Here is a 16,981-nt window from a genome sequence, read left to right on the forward strand (position 1 = left end):
CAGATCAGAGTTTATAGGCAGTTTTGGCAAGCCCGTAGGCGAGGTCATAGGCGACCTCAAAGGCGTCCGCTTCACGCAGACGCCCTGTTGTGACGAGGGTCGAAAGATAGGCGCAGTCGGACCTGCGCGACACATCATGGCGCGCGGGGATCGAACAAAATGCGCGGGTGTCATCGTTAAATCCGGCCGTATTGTAAAATCCACAGGTTTCGGTCGTTGCTTCGCGAAACCGCTTGATGCCTTCATAGCTGTCAAAGAACCACCAAGGCGGGCCCAGCTTCAGCGCCGGATACGCACCCGCCAAAGGCGCAAGCTCGCGGCTATACGCAGTTTCATCCAACGTGAACAAAATCACTGTCAGATCGGGTTCCATGCCCACGGCATCCAACAACGGCTTAAGCGCTTCGACATAATCCGTGCGACCGGGAATATCGAACCCCTTGTCGCGCCCGAATTGGGCGAAAACATCAGCACTATGATTGCGCCGCGAGCCAGGGTGGATTTGCATCGTTAGCCCATCCTCGATGCTCATCTTGGCCATTTCTGTCAGCATCTGACCACGAAACATTTCAGCCTGCTGGGCAGAAAACCCGCCGGAAAGAACTGTGGCAAACAACGCACGCGCATCGTCTTGGCTCAAATTTGCTGTGGTCGCGGTTGGGTGGCCATGATCCGAAGCCGTGGCCCCATGAGATTTAAAAAACGCGCGGCGTGCAACGTGGGCCGCCAGATAGCGAGACCATGTTGACGTGTCTTCGCCGGTTAGCGCGCCAAGGGCTGTGACGTTTTCTGCAAACCCTGCAAAATCAGGATCGACAACGGCGTCGGGACGGTAGGTCGTCACGACTTTGCCCTGCCATCCGCTTTCTTTAATGTAGCGGTGCCAGCGCAGATCATCCGTTGCGCCCTCTGTCGTGGCAAGAAGCTCAATGTTGAAATGGTCAAACAATGCGCGCGGCCGGAATGCAGGTGTTGCAAGCTTCGCTTCGATCTTGTCGTAAATAGCATCCGCTGTTGATGTGCTCAAAACCTGATCAATCCCGAATACATGTTCGAATGAATGATCCAACCACATCGCCGTGGGCGTGCCCCGAAAGAGCGAAAATGCGGCGGCAAAGCGGTGCCAAATCTTGCGAGGATCAGTTTCCACCAGACCACCATCAACCCGCGGAATACCCAGATCAGCCATTGGCACGCCTTGGCTGACGAGCATGCGGAACACGTAATGATCCGGCACAACAAAAAGCTCAGCAGGGTTTGAGAACCGCGCATTTTTGGCAAACCAGCTTGGGTCACAATGTCCATGCGGGCTAAGGATAGGGAGGTCCGACACTGCGCCATAAAGCGCGCGCGCCAGATCGCGCTGTCGTTCGCCTACGGGGAAAAGACGGTCAGGATCGGTTAGTGTCACTGCAATATGCCCCGTATTTTCCAACTAGTATTCTAATATGCTAGATGATTAGATGTGTCAAAGCGCAATTAGGCTTTCATTCGACCTAACTGGTTACTGAAATGACAATTCACATCCCAACCCTCAGCCCTCTCAAGACATCCCGGGGATCAGCTACCGAACGTGTCTTTGACGCGCTCTATATTGCGGTGATTTCGGTCAAGCTGCCGCCCGGCACAAAGGTTTCGGAAGTGGACGTGGCCAGGCAACTTGACGTGTCGCGTCAACCCGTCCGCGATGCCTTTTTCCGGCTCTCGAACCTTGGTTTTTTGTCTATTCGCGCGCAACGCCCCACTCTGATCACCCAAATTTCACTGCGCGCGATTCACGACGCCGTGTTCACCAGAACAGCCCTTGAGGTAGAATGCCTGCGCGAAGCTGTGGTCAAAAACAAAGCACACTTAGTCGAAGGCATGCGGGCCAATATTGCCGATCAAGAGCTGGCTTTGCTGGCAGATACCGCGGCTTTTCACGCTATCGACGAAGCGTTCCACGAACTTATCTGTGCTGTCTCCGGACACGATCATATTTGGCCCCTCATCCGCGAACAAAAAGGCCATTTGGACCGGCTGCGTTTCTTATCCTTGTCACAAGAAAGACGCCAACACGTCATTGCAGAACACCGGAAAATCCTCGAAGCCATCCTGAAGGGCGACACTGCTCAAGCGGAAAAGCTACTCCGCGAGCATATTTCAGCGATCAAGGACATCCTACCTACGATTGTCGAGCGTTATCCCGATTATTGCGAAATCGCGTAGCCATAGTCATCCCCTTTAACGTTGAACTCATCACCGCAAGAAACTGGGTTTCTGGCGAAGGTATATTCGCCGCGTCGACAAGAACGCTTGCCGATTGAGAACGGCGTTACGTTCAATTCCCTAACCCAAACCAACAGCCGGCCAAATGGTGCTGTCAAATCAGCCGAGCAGTCCCTTAATCCTCGAAGAAGTCCGGGGAATTTTTGCAAGCATTCTTTAATGTGGCGTCAAGATGCCTGAGATGAAATCGTGTTCTTGCGACAGCTGTTTCTTCATCTCTTTCGCACAAAGCATCATAGATGCCAGTGTGCCCTTCAAGAACTTCTTGCATGCCCTCTGCGTCGGACAACTCAAGTGTACAGGCGCGATCTGTATGCGCCTTGTTCTGCGCGATCACTTTGAATGCGTGTGCGCAATTGGCGGCAAGACAGATCAAATTATGGAAATGATAATCCAGCGACTTCAACATTGCGGCATCACTGGCGTCGACGGCCTGCCTTTGCAGGCTTAGGTTTTCTGCGATCAAATCCAGCTGGTCCTGCTGCGCGACTTGGCACGCCATCCGAACAACTTCGACCTCAACCGCAGCTCGGATAAACCGCGTATTGCGCAATTCCTCATGCGATATTTTGCGCACGCGGGTCGCCCTTTGTGGCCTTATCTCGAGGAGGTTCAATTCCCCCAATCGCATAAATGCTTCTCTGACCGGCTGGCGGGACACATTGCAAGCTTTGGCGATCTCAGCTTCCGAGAGCTTTGCGCCTGGGGCCAATTTCAAAGAGATGATGTCCGACTTCAACTGACGAAAGACTTCTTCTGTCGTTGTAAGCCTTTTTGCGTCTTGAGACGGCTCTAGCGTTATCATTTCAAAATCCGATGCCTGTTTGCCGCGTGTTCTTATACTGGGCTACGATATTCACCTAATGCCTAAAGGCTTAACTGCAATCGTAACACCATTCCGCTGAAAGCTAATCTGAGAATATCTTCGCTTTGTTCTAGCACTCCTCGCTCTCCCTCTGTTTGGGCATCTTGCCAACTGATCGGGTAAGACTGGCATAATTCAAAGTACCATACTAGTCCGCATTTTTCTTGACGTGCAGCTACTGGCAGGTTTAGGTCTCTGCAGATTTGCACAGAATCTACCCGCCCAAACACATGACTGGGCGGGAAATTGATGACTGGGAGAAACAAGATGACAATTCTAAATATGGCAGCAAAAAAGGCGCTTCACCTTACAAAGGGCCTCGCTTTGGTAACCGGGATGAGCGTGATCTCATTCACGGCGGCTTACGCACAAGACGTCACACTGCGTGGTGCAAGCATGTTTGACGACAACCATGCTTTCACAAAAACAATGGTAAAATTCGCTGACTTGGTTGGTGAATACTATGATGGCGACGTTGAATTTGATCTGCGCCTGAACGGTGAACTGGGTGTAGAAAAAGACTACGTCAATTTCCTGCAGCAGGGTGTGGCGATTGATTACACCATCATGGCACCTTCAAATATGGCCAAGTTCGCGCCTGCGATCCCTCTGATGGATATGCCTTTCCTGTTCCGTGATTTGGACCATTGGAACGCAGTTCTGTCCAGCGACGCCTTTGCACCGTTGGAAGCAGAATTGGCTGAAAACGCAGATATCATGATCATCGGTTATACTGGTGGCGGTGTTCGCAACCTTGTTTCAAGCGCACCTATTGGCAATCTTGAAGAACTCGCAGGTCACAAGATGCGGGTTATGGGTGCCCCCATTCAGGCTCAGACTTTCTCGGCCCTGACGGCGGCGCCATCGGCGATTGCCTATAACGAGGTCTATAATGCCATCCAATCCGGCGTAATTGCAGGGTTTGAAAACGAAGCTGCAAGCATTCAAAACCTCAAGTTCTATGAAGTTGCGCCACATGTCACTTTGACCAAGCACACAATCACTGTGCGTCCCATTGTGATGAGTGGCAAAACCTTCCGCAAGCTGCCTGAAGCTTTGCAGGCGGCGGTCATGAAAGCGGGATCAGAAGCCGGCGCATTCGGCCGTGAGCTGGAGTCTCGTGAAGACGGCCTAAAGCTGCAAGAAATGGTGGATGCGGGTCAAGTTCAGGTTCAGGAATTTGAAGGCCGCGAGAAGCTGCTTGAGATGGTGATCCCAGTTCAAGACACCTTTGCTGCTGAGATCAATGCGACCGACCTGCTTGCGAACGTACGCGGCATGTGATGCGATTTAGGGGCACCCTTCCTGGGTGCCCCTTTTCTTTAACTTGGAGCCCTAAGCTCCACAGAATTGAAGCGAACTCATCATGGTAGGGCGATTCCTCGAAACATTCTGCGGTGGTCTGCGCATCTTGCTGGGCTGCCTGATGGCATCACTTGCGATACCCGTCGGCATGCAGGTGATATCGCGCTACACAGGTATTATCCCTACCTATCTTTGGACCGAAGAACTGGCCACTTTCATCTTCGTATGGGTGGTTATGATTGGCTCCATGGTTGCAGTCTGGGACGGCACACATTTTGATGTTGTCATCACCCCGGACGCCATGAGCCCGCTGGGGCAGCTGCTTCAGAAATCGGTCGTATATGTATTCATACTGATTTTTGCCGCCTTGTTTGCTTGGTACGGCATCGAATACGCCAAAGTTGGATCCATCCAAAGTTCGATGATGTTACGTGCAAATTTGCTATGGATTTATATCTCCGTCCCGCTTGCTGGTACGATCTGGGCCATTTTCAGCGGCTACCGTCTGTATGAAGCATTCGCGGCCTACCGCACGAGCAAAGAGGCAGTATCATGATCATCACAACAGGTGTTGCCTGCGCCGTTCTGGTTGGCGGGTTTCTACTCCTAATCCTAATCCGAGTTCCCGTCGCATTCGCGCTGGGGATCGCGACAATTCCAATCGTCATTCTGGATATCAGGTTGACCCCTTTCATCATCTTGGACCGGATGTTTCAGTCCTACAATTCATTCATATTGCTTGCTGTGCCGTTCTTCTTGTTGGCCGCAAACCTGATGAATTCAGGAAAAATCACCACCAAACTGATTGATCTGGCGCGCGTCTTGACAGGTTGGATGCCCGGCGGACTGGGCCACGTGAATGTTGCCGTTTCCATGCTGTTTGCTGGCATTTCGGGATCGTCGACAGCGGATGCAGCTGGGTGCGGCAAAATCCTGATCCCAGCGATGGTCAAAGAAGGGTATGACACGCGCTTTGCGATCGCGATCACCGCATGTTCGTCGGTCATGGGCGTGATCATTCCGCCCAGTATTTTGATGGTGGTCTGGGGTGGCGTGATGCAAATTTCAGTGGGCGCATTGTTCTTGGCTGGTGCCATTCCGGGCCTGCTGATTGGCGGGGCATTGATGGCGACCGTTTATGGATACGCAAAAGTCTATGACTACCCGATCGCACTGAAGCCAACATTTGCCCAATTCTGGAGCGCCTTCAAAGGGGCCGCCTTGGCCTTGCTGACCCCTATCCTAGTCATTGGCGGCATTGTCGGGGGCATCGTAACCCCTACAGAAAGCGCGATCATCGCGGCGGGATATGCGCTGATCCTCGGCGTGTTTGTCTACCGCACGGTGACCATCAAGGACTTGGGGCACATCTTTTATGACACCGGCCGTTTCGCATCCATCTCACTGTTTGCGATTGGCACAGCATCGGCCTTTGGCTGGATGCTGGCGTTCTACAACGTGCCGCGTTTGATTGTAGATAGTTTGACCGCACATGAGCTCGGAATGATCGGCACCTCCCTAATTATTGCCGCCCTCTTCCTGTTCTTTGGCCTGTTCATCGACGCCATTCCAACTATCATTATTTTGGGCACAGTGCTCTTGCCCGTCGCAACAGCAGCAGACATCCACCCAATCGCATTTGCGATCATTGGCATTATCTCACTGGCGTTTGGGCTGGTGACGCCGCCTTACGGGTTATGTCTGCTGATATCGGCAGCCATTGGAGGTATGAACGTGATCAGTGTTATGAGGGACGTCTGTATCATCCTCGCGCCAATGCTGTTGATCCTGATTTTGATCATCCTGTTCCCAGAAATTGCGCTTTGGCTGCCGCGCACATTGATGCCGATGACCTTCAAATGAGCTTGCTTGCGCAGAATATGGGGCCCCAATGAAACCTGTCTGGCGGTGGTTTGGACCCGATGATCCAATCTCCTTGTCGCAGATCAGACAGGCGGGTGCTTTGGGGATCGTCACTGCCCTGCACAACCGCAAGCCGGGAGAGGTCTGGCCAGCCGAAGAGATCGCATCGACCAAGGCCATGATCGAACAGAGCGGCCTGACTTGGGACGTTTGCGAGTCGATCTGGATGTCGGATGAGATCAAGCTGAAAGGCAGCCTCGCTAAGGCAGAGATCGAAGCTTGGATCGGAACCATGCGCAATCTCGCTGAAGCGGGTGTACGGATCATCTGTTACAACTTCATGCCTCTACTCGACTGGACCCGCACGGATCTGAGTTATGAAGTTGCGGGCCGCGGGCAGGCCCTTCGGTTCGATATCGTCGATTTCATCATCTTTGACGTGCATATCCTAAAGCGCCCAAATGCTGAGTTAGGTTATGACGAGCAGTCTTTAGTTGAGGCTGCAACCAGATTTGGGACCATGGATGGAACGGCGCAGGCAGCGTTGGAAAGCAACATTATCGCCGGACTTCCTGGCAGCGCCACAGGTTTCACCCGTGATCACCTGCGCACCGGCATCGCGCGCTTTTCACAGCTTTCCCATGATGATTTGCGCGCGAACCTCGCGTCTTTCCTTGAGGTCGTCGTTCCAGAGGCCGAAGCACTTGGCGTTAAGCTTGCGATTCATCCAGATGATCCGCCGCGGCCTCTGTTTGGACTGCCCCGCTGCGTCTCAACAGCAGGCGATCTAAGGTTCATGGTGGCCGCACAAACCACGCTTACAAATGGCCTGACACTCTGTACCGGATCACTTGGCGCTCATCCCGACAACGATCTGCCGGGCATCGCCAGCGAATTTTCCGATCGTATACATTTTGCTCATCTGCGTAATGTGCGGCGCGAAGTAAACGGTAGCTTTTTTGAATCTGGCCTGCTTGAAGGCAGCACAGACATGCTCGACGTATTGACCCGGTTGATCAAGGACCGGCCACTCCCAGCAAGCGATCTGCCCTTTCGCCCTGATCACGGCCACCTGCTAGAATTCGAGGCAGGTCAGAAATCAAACCCTGGCTATAGCTATATTGGCCGTCTCAAGAGCCTTGCAGAGCTACAAGGTGCCATTGCGGCAATGAGCGCTGAACACAAGTAGATCATAATTGACGGCGAAGCAGCAGTCTTGCTGGGACATTGGCACTTGAGAGAAACAACGAAACCGCCGCGGCTTGTGGCCATCGGCGGTTTCGCAAGTATCGTTGGTCGGGGGAGGTTGATACCAGCGATACTTACTCTGCCTTGTTCGCCCATGGGTAGGCCAGAGCTCGCATTGAAACTCTGGCCACTTCCAAATCAAACTGTTTCGGTCGAACTCGCTTCGGCCAGAAGGCGTTCGGTTTGGGCGTCTTCTAGTTTGTTATGCATGCGCTCGCTTTCCTCTTTATCTCGAAGTGCTTTCGTAATGGTCACGGTCGAGCTGACCAGCATAATGGCTGCCATGGCGTAGAAACCTTTAGCGGCAAAACTCGCTTCCAGTGAGTAAATACCACCTGCCATCATAGCGGCCGCTACCGCGAACTGGACATACGTGAAGAGGTTCCAGGAATTCGATGATTTGTTGATGTAGGTATTCATGATGTTGATCCTTTAACTAAGTTTGGTAGAATTTAGACTGAATAATAATCGACGTTGAGTTGATGAATTTGACGCTATTTTGCGGCCTTCTTCTTCAACCGTTCGAGAACAGAGGCGCTGTCAGGTTTCATTGGCGAACCGCACCCTTCGTCGGCCAAACGCGTGGCCAGATCCTCGGCATTATCTCCAACCGACAGCTCGACCAAAGCAGCCGCGGTGGCGTCGGCATGCTCTTGGCGCTCTTGCAAGCGTTCCAGGGTGGATTTGGCGTCTTTCAGGTCGTTGGTCGTGCCTGAAGGCATACTACCGCGCAGACGATGTGCCTTGTCGTTGGCCTCTGCGAGATGTTGACCTTGCTTCATATCGCGCAGGCAGGCCTCGCTTTCTGCCAAGCTGGATTTCAGGCAAACTATTTGGGTTTCGTAAGTCTTGATCGCTCGGCGAGTCGTGTCACGCTCGGCTTCAAGACGGGCAATTGCTTCTGCAGCTTCAGCAGCGAGTTCTTCTCGGTCCTTCGCCAGCGCATCCAAAGCGCGGGTCTCGAGGTCAGAGATTTGAGCCTCAATCCGCTTGAGGGTGGATTTTTCGCGTTCTGCATAAGCCATTACAACTGCAACCGCTTTGCGGGATTTACCAACGCCTTGCGCTGCATCCCGCATCTGTTGGCGAAGCAAAGCCAAGGCATTCGCATCAAGCACTGTAAGTGAGCTGTCGGTCATACGGCCGCGAGCCAAGGTCATTATTTGTTTGAACATCGTAGTTTCTCCTGATAATTGAACATCGTTCACATTGAACATGTACGACGAGCATGAACATTGTTCAAGTGCAAATATGAACATTGTTCAAATTTCTTTTGGAGAACTAAAAATGGAGACTAAGCGGGAAGCTAACCGAGCTGATCTTCGCAAGCGTCTTATTGATGCTGCGGAAGCGCGTGTCGCTGCGCAGGGAATAAAAGGATTAAAGGCTCGCGACGTGACAACCGACGCAGGCTGTGCGCTGGGGGCTCTTTATAATGCCGTACAGGATCTGGACCAACTTGTGATCCTCGTCAATTCACGGACCCTCGCCCGGTTGGGTGATGCTCTGCGCGAATCTGTTTGCGAAGATTCAACGCCGGCAGAAAAGATGCAGGCACTTGGGCGGGCCTACGTTGATTTTGCCCTGAACCATACCCGCCTATGGTCAGCGATCTTTTTTCACCGTCTTCCTGAGGGTGTCGAGTTTCCGGACTGGTACAAGACGGAACACGTCGTTCTGGTTGCACAGCTGATAAGCCCCCTCGCCGAGATGCGCCCGGATCTTGACCCAAATTCGCTAAGGCTTCGTGCCCAAACTCTGTTTGCTTCTGTCCATGGTGTGGTCCAGCTGTCGCTTCACGGCCGTTTTGTCGGAACACCAGCCGAATTGTTGGCCTCAGAAGTGCATGCCTTGATCGAGGCCATGACAAGAGGCATCCATCTGGTGGTTCCGAACAAGTGATAATTGGCAGGACGGGCCGCATGCTGGACCTGTCTTGGCCAAAGCATAGGACTTACAGATGCATTCGAAGTATGTGGCCGTTTATAGACGACTAGCCATTTCGAAAATTGAAGTGCCTACCCAGAACCCACCTCGCGGCGGCGAGTTCATCGCCTATCACCGCATTTCTTTGTAAAGTCCACGCCCAGCTTTTGCATCGCCTTCTCGCTTGCGATGACGATCGGCGCATTGAGATCCTAGACGATATTTTGATCAACCCAAATGAGTAACCGGTCTCTGACGTTACCTATCGGACGGCCTGCGCATTATTGTTTTATAGACAAGAATGCTTATTGGCTGTCCCCTAATTGGAGAACCGCACATTTCGCAAAAGCGTCCTTGTTAACCGTCGTTCAGTCGATTGAGAGAAGCCGAAATGGGCGACACCTAGTGCGGTAACCAGCTCCGAATGTCTTTCTCGCCTGAACGACAAAGACAGCCGTATCACCGAGAGGTCCACCCAGCGCCTACGCCCTTTAAGCTGTCTGTTCTTCGGAGTTAGCGCATTCATCGAGAAGCCATTGGCGAACAGCGCTAACGGCTTTGCGGCGTCCCGCCCGGTCGTTGACTGCAAGATAGTAACCACCAAATGGGATTCCGATTTTGGTGAGCTGTACGAGCGTGCCCGCTTGAACTTCCGGCTCGCAGAGGCATTCATCCATGAGCACGGCACCTAGCCCCGCGACCGCGGAATGGATAGCGAGAAGCGCGCCGAGGGGATGCGGTAGATCAAGGTCTGCAGCACCCTCATGGCCGGCCAATTTGAACCATTCCGGCCAAATCCGGAAGGTTGCTTCTTCGATCAGAGGGCCGCTGGCCAGGGCCACAAGATCAAGAGCCGCGCCATTTCTTGGAACGAAACTTGGTGCCGCATAAGCCCTAACAATCGAAGGAAATAATAGATCATAGCCATCGGATGAATCGCCTTGCAAGTAACGCAGCCCCACATCGAAATCATGAGCCTCAATATCCATGACCTGTGCCGCAACTGATATTCTCAGGTCTATGTCAGGATGGCGTTTTTTAAGATTGGCGAGCCGAGGCACCAGCCACTTTTGGGCAACGGTGCTTTCGGTCGTCAGCGTCACTACCCCTTCGGGAGGAACCGAAAGCGCCTCTGTTGCTTGCGCAATCTGGTCAAATGCGGGGGTGATTTCTGCCAAGTAAAGGTGACCCTGATCAGTGAGCGCCACTCCGATGTTCTGCGTACGAAAGAGGTGCACATTCAGGCGTTTTTCCAGCCCACGCACATGACGAGAGATAGCCGAATGCGATACATTCAGCTCTTCGGCCGCCTGCGTAAAGCTGCCCAGTCGACCGGCTGCCTCGAAGGCACGCAATGCGTTTAGGGGAGGCAGGGACCTTGGCATCCCCCTTTGTGACTTTTTGGAACAATTGATGTCAAGCAACAGCGTTTGAGCATAGGGGACGCGCGGATGCAGTCTGTATCGAGGGGAAAATGGAGACAGACATGGAAAACACATATCAACAAGATTGTCAGGTGCTTGAAACACCGGGCCTTGGGACCAAAGTCCGCCACTCAGCTTGGGATCGTTGGGTGTTGAAAGCTCTCGTACCGTTATTTCAACCACAGCCTGATTTGACTCACTTGAGTGCGCGGTTGCGCGAGGATGCGCGTATTGATGAGCACAAAACAGAATTATCTAGATTTGCCAAAGCACCGCTAATCCGTTGAAAGGATGCAAAGAGGTGTTACTGGATAATTATTGCCACTAGCCAGCCTGTAGATGTTTTTCATGTGTTGGCGGGCTCAAGAAAACCAGCGAGTGCATCTAAGCCTGCGACTCAGCGATAGGCACGCTAAACTTCTCTGCGTTTCCTACGAATGGAAGATTTCATCGTTTTGCGTTGCAGCGTGGCTCTTGGATCAGGCGGCTTGCTGCGCAAGCGAAGGCTATGATTTCAATCGGACCGTTTTGGGTTCAGACCTGTCATTGGCCGCACATTGATCCAAAGTCTGCTAAGCAAACAAAATTGCCGTTCGCCAAACGAGAAGCCGCGGCCTACCTTCTACCTGAAACTGCCATTCTGTTGCATCAAGATAAGTGGGGAGCTTCCTTTGGCTCCTCGCCCCAAAGAAGCCTATTGAATTTGCACTTCAGCTTCAAACAGGTAGGCCGCTAGGACATTCTCAACAATAAGAGCCGAGGGTCGGTCAGCCTCACAAAGTGTCACCGTCACCCGCATGCCACGGGTGCCCCCATCCAAGACTTCGACACCAGCAGGCGACAGCCCCAATTCATTCTGGACCAAATCCACGACCCGAAGCCTAGCTGCTTCGCATCGCAAACTTGGTTTATAGATCTTCCCGACTGTAGTCAGAGGAATGGTGTCTACTACGAGTATTCGCTTTGGCCATGCGGGACGCTCGTCAACGGTATTTTGAGCGTGTTGACGCAAGTCTTCCTCGCTCACATCTGCACCTGGAAGTAACTGAACAAAACAAACAGGTAGTTCTCCGGCATAGGCGTCGGGCATGCCGACGGCTGCAGCAAGCGCGACCGCTGGGTGCGTACTCATTGCATTTTCGATCATGGTAGGATCAATGTTGTGTCCACTCCGGATAATCAGATCTTTGGAGCGACCGGCAACGTAGATGCGGCCTTGTTCGTCTTTGTACCCAAGGTCGCCAGAATTCAGCCGACCCGCATCAAAAACGCCATCATTGTGTTTGGGGTCGCGGTAGCCAGGCGATATATGATCTCCCTTGATCGCAATTACTCCGATCTCGTCATTCGCACAGAGTTCCCTCAGGCTTCCATCCGCATTCAGGCGCATAATATCGACCTGCGTATAGGGGAGCGCCCAACCGACTGAACCTACGCCACCGGGGCCAGAAAACGGGTCGATGCTGACCAATCCCGACGCCTCGGTCATTCCAAGTATTTCATACAGATAACGCCCCGTCACTTGTTTGAAACGTGATCCAACCGCAGGCGGTAGTAGTGCCGCACCAGTCAAGCCAGCGCGCAAGTTACTAATATCATGATCCCCAACAGGCACCTGCAACACTGCACCCATCGCTGTCGGAACACCGCCAACCAACGTGGCCTTGTGTTGCGCAACCAAGCGCCAAAATCCTTCGACGATAGCCTGGTTGCGGAGTCCACCCGGCGACATAACGACGAGCTCCACGCCTGCCATAAATGCGCTCAGTCCTGTAACGATGGTGCCCGCAACGTGAAACAACGGCAGCGTAGCCGTGAGAATATCGTCGGGCGAGTATCCGCACATGGCTGCACCGCCGAACCCGGCCACGAGTTGACTGCGATGTGTATGTGTCACGAGCTTTGGGACACCGGTCGTTCCACCAGTATGAAAGTATGCCGCAACATCATCACCGCCACGCGGTTCGCCAAAGATCAGTGTATCCTGGGCCTGGTCCATCAAAGCAGTGCCATAATCAATCGCGCCGTCTTCGGCCGGAGCTCCGGGAGGAGACACGCGAACTAAGATCAGGTCAGGAATCTGTTCTCGCAATTGCAGCGCTTTTTCCCAGATATCGAGCTGAGGGTGCGGCCCTAGCGCCACAAGAATTTTTGTATCCGATGCCTTGAGCAGCTCAGCGATGCTGTCAGGTTGCAAAAGAAAATTGATGGGAACCGCATAGCCGGCGGTTTCTGCCCCCCACAGGGTCACATAGGTTTCCACCAAAGAGGGCAGCATATAGGCAACGCCTGGTGCCGGACCGCCCAATTCGAAGAACATATTGGCGGCACCACGGATCATTCCCAGCAATTGGCTGTAATCCACACGACGTGGCTGTTCATCTGGGGCTCCGGTCATCAACATCGTGATTGCTGTGGCATTAGGGAACCGCGCGGCGCTGCCCTCGAAAACATCTAGAATGCTTCGTTCTGGCAGACGTTGCTCAAGGGTCATTTCCGCTTCGAAACGTATAATATCGTCGTGGTTGCGAATTGAGTCGTCGCTAAATGTTGCCATTGAGAGTTTTTCCCGTTCAAAATCTGCCAATTCAATATTCGAACCACCCTGACCTCGCGGTCAGTTCGTGGCAATCCTTATCACGCGTTACGTCTTTCTGAGAAGCTTCAGTCCTGAGGAGGCATTGGGAAGCGAACGGAGCCTTGAGTTGAAGCGCCGTTATTGGAATGACCGTGCATCGCCCTTGTCGGCTGCCTTTGATTGATCGTGCTTCGTCCCGTGACAGCACATCACCAAAATCATCTGAAAACGCTCCCCTGCGGTTTAATCTTAATTGCAAATAGGCTTAGGTCGTTGGACGAGAGCTCGCGAAATACTTGCGGCAAGCCAAAGAGATTTGATCACGTTCCCGATGCGGGACCGCGAGTTGAATCAACAAAGGGAAACTGATGAACCTCGATCAAGCAATGCAAGAGCGCCGCTCCATTCGCGGCTTTACTGACCAACCTGTTTCGCGGGAACTGTTGGAAGAAATCATTTCGCTAGCCAATCGCGCGCCCTCTTCAATGAACACCCAACCTTGGCACATGCATGTACTTACGGGTGCGCCTCTCGAACAAGTCCGCAATGGCAACACCGAACGGATGCTCAATGGCACACCGCCCAGCCGCGAGATTGAGGATTATGCGGCCTATGAAGGCGAACACCGCGCCCGGCAGATCGAAATTGCAGTTCAGTTGTTTGAAGCCATGGGGATTGAACGCCATGATGCAGAACGCCGACAGGATTGGGTTATGCGCGGATTTCGCCAGTTTGACGCGCCAGTTTCGATAGTTGTCTGCTTTGATCGCGCTCTGCTGGGAAACACCATTGCGCATTTTGACACCGGCGCGATGACATATGGTTTGGTTTTAGCCGCCTGGAGCAAAGGCCTTGGGGCAGTTATCAACGGGCAAGGCATCATGCAAAGCCCGGTGGTGCGGGAAGTGGCGGGAATTCCCGACGATCAAGTCATTCTGACCTGCGTAGCACTTGGATGGCCGGACGAAGAATTTGTCGCGAACTCAGTTGTCTCGCGTCGACGGCCCATCGTAAACACCTCGCGTTTCCTTGGCTTTGCCGAGTGAATTGCCCAATGCGTGGTTGTTGTGCCTGACTTAAGCGCCCTCTGCTAGAGGACGATGCAGCCGATTCAATGCGACCAGACCTAATGACCGATACGCGGGCAAAGCCGCCGCTGTCAGTGACGGCCGCTTTAGTTCAGGTTTCAAAGGAAATAGTTCGTTGTTGTTATTCTCAGTGAGTTGGTGTCGTGTGTATGGGAAGTGCAGTTAACAGCCTTTCAAAGAAAATATATTTATGAAAAAATTCATTGATGCAACGATTGGAAGATGGTTGCGGCACTTGTTCTTCGTTCTGGTTAGAACCTACTATGGTCTTTTCTATAATATCAGTTGCTCCAACAAGCACCTACTACAGGACGCGCCAGGGACGTTAATCTTGGCAACCCACGTAAGCCGCCATGATGGCCCGCTTATTGCCGCTGTTTTTTATACGACAATGCGCATTCGGCCGACGGTGCATTACGATGAATACTACAGCTGGGCACAATGGTTTCCCATGTACGTCGCAGCCGCCATCCCTATGAGCTCTCCAAAATCATGGCCTGTTGAGAAGCGTCAAGAACGTAAGGCTTACACATTGGACGTCATCCACAAAGTGCTTACCAATGGAAATTCGGTTTTGCTATTTCCTGCCGGAAAAATTCGAAGGCAACCGGAAGAAGTCGTACATCCGGCTTTGTCCGGCGTACACGAAATCTTAGTGGCAGAACCAGAAACGCCAGTGATGTTATTAAGATTGGACGGCTTGGGTAAATTTCAGCCTGCCAAATACGATGGGTTTTGGAGCTTCATCGGAAGAAAATTGGGACGGCGCCACGTTAGCTTAACATTAGTCCCGCTGACTGACCTTGAACCCGGATCAGATCTCACCGCTTTCAACCAAACGCTCGAAGTGCATCTGAACTCTTAGCGACCAAAGCGACGTTGTCCCACTAAGCAGTTCCCCTCCATCAACACCTTACTGCTCTTTATCGCTAGGAAGTCACGAATCTTGGAACGGCGCTGAATACGCCTGATGCCCGGGCCAAAGCTGCTGAAAGCCTGCGGGGTCTGGTTCCAATACTATCGTGCTTACTCCACAGGTTGATGGCTGCTCCAGTGGCCTACAGGGCGATCTTACTGGGATACTGACATTGACTGGTGCAAGAAACAGCGAAACCGCCGCGGCTTGTGGGCCAACGGCGGTTTCGCGGTACTTTGGTTGCGGGAGTAGGATTTGAACCTACGACCTTCAGGTTATGAGCCTGACGAGCTACCGGGCTGCTCCATCCCGCGCCAAGTTTGGATTACCTAGTACCAATCGTCAGTGACCTCAAGTGCATTATCGGACTTATCATCAAGTTTCTGAACCTTTATTTTTCACCCAGTGTCGCAAACCAATCAGGTAGCGTTGTCTTCGCTTTCGGTGCAATGAACTTGCTACGAATGAGCCCCGTTTTCGGGTTTCGTTTAACGGTTTGCATCTGCAGTTCGTAGGCTAACGATGAGGCTTCATCCCACGGCTGCAAAACAAACAATTCGGCATTTTTGAACATGAGTTTTGCGTTGGTTTTGGGTTTTCTCCAAGCGGTGCCTGGTAGGTTGGTGCCCTTGCCCTGTGCGATCTGTTTGCGGTGGGTGTTTGCGTTTGCAAGAGCGGCTGTATTGGCGAACTTGAGGTGGGCCATATAGACGCCTACGGGCAGATCGTAGTTAAAAGCTTGGACTCTACTGGGATCGACCCGCACACCGTGGTGATCGAGGCTTATGCCTCCGCGCACAGCCCAGGCCTTGCTATAGTGGCCTGAGAATATCGCGCGGTCCCTGAGGGCAAACACATTGTCTTGCGCGCTCAGATCTTCGTCCACGGCCTTTTCGATCACGTTCAGACCCAGAGCAAAGACCGCATCCCCCTGACGGTTTGACAGCAAATCCTCAAAACTGGCGAATCGTGCGGGGTCCAGACAAATCAACTCATCAGCATCAGTGCGGATGACCCAATCATAAACCTCAGACAGTGCGTTTTGGAGATGGTTCAACATCCGGCCGCGCTGCGCATCAAAATCGCTGAGGTCGCCCCGGGGAATCGTCACGATATTCGCCTTTGGGCAAAGTTTCGCGATTCGTGGATCTGCACCATGCGCAACGATGAAGAGATTCCCGTGCCCCAGCTGCGCACCAAAATGACGGTACCACTGCGACAAAGCCCAGTGATCGCGGTAAACCATTGTGATTGCGCAAATCTGCATCCGCCTACCTAGGCCGAAGCCGCAGTTTTAAACAACAAAAAACACGCCGAAGCGTGTTTGAAGGTGGTAGGTAAATGGAACATCGAAGAGAGATACAAAATTTCAAAGGATTTACTAGGTTTGGCGGTGACCTACTCTCCCACGCCTTAAGACGCAGTACCATCGGCGCGGCGGCACTTAACTGCCGAGTTCGGGATGGGATCGGGTGTTTTGCTCGCGCTATGACCACCAAA

16 protein-coding genes, 1 tRNA gene and 1 rRNA gene are annotated in these 16,981 nt (G+C 52.7%); 9 read left to right on the plus strand and 9 right to left on the minus strand.

Annotation, left to right across the window (positions count from 1 at the left end; genetic code table 11):
• Positions 1 to 4 precede the first annotated feature (4 nt).
• Positions 5 to 1,411, minus strand: coding sequence for a glucuronate isomerase (uxaC, locus tag C1J03_RS20660; protein WP_114889118.1), 1,407 nt, complete (start codon positions 1,409 to 1,411; stop codon positions 5 to 7).
• Positions 1,412 to 1,512: 101 nt separating this feature from the next.
• Here uxaC and C1J03_RS20665 point away from each other — a divergent pair, with 101 nt between their 5' ends.
• Positions 1,513 to 2,208 (plus strand): GntR family transcriptional regulator, encoded by a 696-nt coding sequence (locus C1J03_RS20665; RefSeq protein WP_114888298.1) that lies wholly within the window; start codon positions 1,513 to 1,515, stop codon positions 2,206 to 2,208.
• Positions 2,209 to 2,383: 175 nt separating this feature from the next.
• Here the strand turns inward: C1J03_RS20665 and C1J03_RS20670 are convergent, their stop codons facing one another.
• Entirely contained in the window at positions 2,384 to 3,073 is a 690-nt protein-coding gene (locus C1J03_RS20670; protein WP_114888299.1) for a GntR family transcriptional regulator, read from the minus strand.
• 327 nt (positions 3,074 to 3,400) lie between these two features.
• Here C1J03_RS20670 and C1J03_RS20675 point away from each other — a divergent pair, with 327 nt between their 5' ends.
• The 4 genes from C1J03_RS20675 (at position 3,401) to uxuA (ending at position 7,490) form a co-directional block, all read left to right on the plus strand.
• Positions 3,401 to 4,417: a TRAP transporter substrate-binding protein gene (locus tag C1J03_RS20675; RefSeq protein WP_114888300.1), complete on the plus strand. Its 1,017-nt coding sequence runs from the start codon at positions 3,401 to 3,403 to the stop codon at positions 4,415 to 4,417.
• Positions 4,418 to 4,499: 82 nt separating this feature from the next.
• A complete protein-coding gene (locus tag C1J03_RS20680) occupies positions 4,500 to 4,994 on the plus strand; it encodes a TRAP transporter small permease (protein WP_114888301.1) in 495 nt (164 codons plus the stop codon).
• Complete coding sequence (locus tag C1J03_RS20685) at positions 4,991 to 6,301, plus strand: TRAP transporter large permease (protein WP_114888302.1); 1,311 nt, start codon at positions 4,991 to 4,993, stop codon at positions 6,299 to 6,301. Before C1J03_RS20680 ends, C1J03_RS20685 begins: the two co-directional genes overlap by 4 nt.
• A gap of 28 nt (positions 6,302 to 6,329) precedes the next feature.
• On the plus strand, positions 6,330 to 7,490 hold the full coding sequence (gene uxuA / locus C1J03_RS20690; RefSeq protein ID WP_114888303.1) for a mannonate dehydratase: 1,161 nt from the start codon (positions 6,330 to 6,332) through the stop codon (positions 7,488 to 7,490).
• Positions 7,491 to 7,687: 197 nt separating this feature from the next.
• Here uxuA and C1J03_RS20695 read toward each other — a convergent pair whose 3' ends face one another.
• On the minus strand, positions 7,688 to 7,969 hold the full coding sequence (locus C1J03_RS20695; protein ID WP_114888304.1) for a YiaA/YiaB family inner membrane protein: 282 nt from the start codon (positions 7,967 to 7,969) through the stop codon (positions 7,688 to 7,690).
• Between the two features lie 74 nt (positions 7,970 to 8,043).
• Positions 8,044 to 8,724 carry a PspA/IM30 family protein gene (locus C1J03_RS20700; RefSeq protein WP_162798624.1) on the minus strand — a complete coding sequence of 227 codons (681 nt, stop codon included), beginning with the start codon at positions 8,722 to 8,724 and terminating at the stop codon, positions 8,044 to 8,046.
• Positions 8,725 to 8,836: 112 nt separating this feature from the next.
• Between C1J03_RS20700 and C1J03_RS20705 the strand changes: the two genes are divergently transcribed.
• Positions 8,837 to 9,451, plus strand: coding sequence for a TetR/AcrR family transcriptional regulator (locus C1J03_RS20705; protein WP_114889119.1), 615 nt, complete (start codon positions 8,837 to 8,839; stop codon positions 9,449 to 9,451).
• Positions 9,452 to 9,966: 515 nt separating this feature from the next.
• Here C1J03_RS20705 and C1J03_RS20710 read toward each other — a convergent pair.
• Positions 9,967 to 10,860 (minus strand): LysR substrate-binding domain-containing protein, encoded by an 894-nt coding sequence (locus tag C1J03_RS20710; RefSeq protein ID WP_162798625.1) that lies wholly within the window; start codon positions 10,858 to 10,860, stop codon positions 9,967 to 9,969.
• Between the two features lie 101 nt (positions 10,861 to 10,961).
• Between C1J03_RS20710 and C1J03_RS25485 the strand changes: the two genes are divergently transcribed.
• On the plus strand, positions 10,962 to 11,186 hold the full coding sequence (locus C1J03_RS25485) for a hypothetical protein (protein WP_162798626.1): 225 nt from the start codon (positions 10,962 to 10,964) through the stop codon (positions 11,184 to 11,186).
• 407 nt (positions 11,187 to 11,593) lie between these two features.
• Here C1J03_RS25485 and C1J03_RS20715 read toward each other — a convergent pair whose 3' ends face one another.
• The gene (locus tag C1J03_RS20715; protein ID WP_114888307.1) at positions 11,594 to 13,456 is read right to left on the minus strand and encodes an AMP-binding protein; all 1,863 of its coding nucleotides are present in this window, start codon (positions 13,454 to 13,456) and stop codon (positions 11,594 to 11,596) included.
• Between the two features lie 389 nt (positions 13,457 to 13,845).
• Between C1J03_RS20715 and C1J03_RS20720 the strand changes: the two genes are divergently transcribed.
• Together C1J03_RS20720 and C1J03_RS20725 are read left to right on the plus strand one after the other, a co-directional pair.
• Complete coding sequence (locus C1J03_RS20720) at positions 13,846 to 14,523, plus strand: nitroreductase (protein ID WP_114888308.1); 678 nt, start codon at positions 13,846 to 13,848, stop codon at positions 14,521 to 14,523.
• 232 nt (positions 14,524 to 14,755) lie between these two features.
• Complete coding sequence (locus C1J03_RS20725; protein ID WP_114888309.1) at positions 14,756 to 15,430, plus strand: 1-acyl-sn-glycerol-3-phosphate acyltransferase; 675 nt, start codon at positions 14,756 to 14,758, stop codon at positions 15,428 to 15,430.
• A gap of 288 nt (positions 15,431 to 15,718) precedes the next feature.
• Here the strand turns inward: C1J03_RS20725 and C1J03_RS20730 are convergent.
• The 3 genes from C1J03_RS20730 to rrf form a co-directional block, all read right to left on the minus strand.
• Positions 15,719 to 15,795, minus strand: a tRNA-Met gene (locus C1J03_RS20730).
• 77 nt (positions 15,796 to 15,872) lie between these two features.
• Complete coding sequence (locus tag C1J03_RS20735; protein ID WP_114888310.1) at positions 15,873 to 16,748, minus strand: glycosyltransferase family 2 protein; 876 nt, start codon at positions 16,746 to 16,748, stop codon at positions 15,873 to 15,875.
• Positions 16,749 to 16,866: 118 nt separating this feature from the next.
• Positions 16,867 to 16,981, minus strand: a 5S ribosomal RNA gene (rrf, locus tag C1J03_RS20740).

It is taken from the genome of Sulfitobacter sp. SK012 (assembly GCF_003352085.1).
Classification (GTDB): Bacteria; Pseudomonadota; Alphaproteobacteria; order Rhodobacterales; family Rhodobacteraceae; genus Sulfitobacter.

Excerpts from the sequence above, each read along its gene's own strand:
- C1J03_RS25485 (WP_162798626.1), top strand. The coding sequence starts at position 10,962 with ATGGAAAACACATATCAACAAGATTGTCAGGTGCTTGAAACACCGGGC.
- C1J03_RS20715 (WP_114888307.1), bottom strand. The coding sequence starts at position 13,456 with ATGGCAACATTTAGCGACGACTCAATTCGCAACCACGACGATATTATA.
- uxuA (WP_114888303.1), top strand. The coding sequence starts at position 6,330 with ATGAAACCTGTCTGGCGGTGGTTTGGACCCGATGATCCAATCTCCTTG.
- C1J03_RS20705 (WP_114889119.1), top strand. The coding sequence starts at position 8,837 with ATGGAGACTAAGCGGGAAGCTAACCGAGCTGATCTTCGCAAGCGTCTT.
- C1J03_RS20710 (WP_162798625.1), bottom strand. The coding sequence starts at position 10,860 with ATGCCAAGGTCCCTGCCTCCCCTAAACGCATTGCGTGCCTTCGAGGCA.
- C1J03_RS20720 (WP_114888308.1), top strand. The coding sequence starts at position 13,846 with ATGAACCTCGATCAAGCAATGCAAGAGCGCCGCTCCATTCGCGGCTTT.
- C1J03_RS20675 (WP_114888300.1), top strand. The coding sequence starts at position 3,401 with ATGACAATTCTAAATATGGCAGCAAAAAAGGCGCTTCACCTTACAAAG.
- C1J03_RS20685 (WP_114888302.1), top strand. The coding sequence starts at position 4,991 with ATGATCATCACAACAGGTGTTGCCTGCGCCGTTCTGGTTGGCGGGTTT.
- C1J03_RS20680 (WP_114888301.1), top strand. The coding sequence starts at position 4,500 with ATGGTAGGGCGATTCCTCGAAACATTCTGCGGTGGTCTGCGCATCTTG.
- C1J03_RS20735 (WP_114888310.1), bottom strand. The coding sequence starts at position 16,748 with ATGCAGATTTGCGCAATCACAATGGTTTACCGCGATCACTGGGCTTTG.
- C1J03_RS20695 (WP_114888304.1), bottom strand. The coding sequence starts at position 7,969 with ATGAATACCTACATCAACAAATCATCGAATTCCTGGAACCTCTTCACG.
- C1J03_RS20725 (WP_114888309.1), top strand. The coding sequence starts at position 14,756 with ATGAAAAAATTCATTGATGCAACGATTGGAAGATGGTTGCGGCACTTG.
- C1J03_RS20670 (WP_114888299.1), bottom strand. The coding sequence starts at position 3,073 with ATGATAACGCTAGAGCCGTCTCAAGACGCAAAAAGGCTTACAACGACA.
- C1J03_RS20700 (WP_162798624.1), bottom strand. The coding sequence starts at position 8,724 with ATGTTCAAACAAATAATGACCTTGGCTCGCGGCCGTATGACCGACAGC.
- C1J03_RS20665 (WP_114888298.1), top strand. The coding sequence starts at position 1,513 with ATGACAATTCACATCCCAACCCTCAGCCCTCTCAAGACATCCCGGGGA.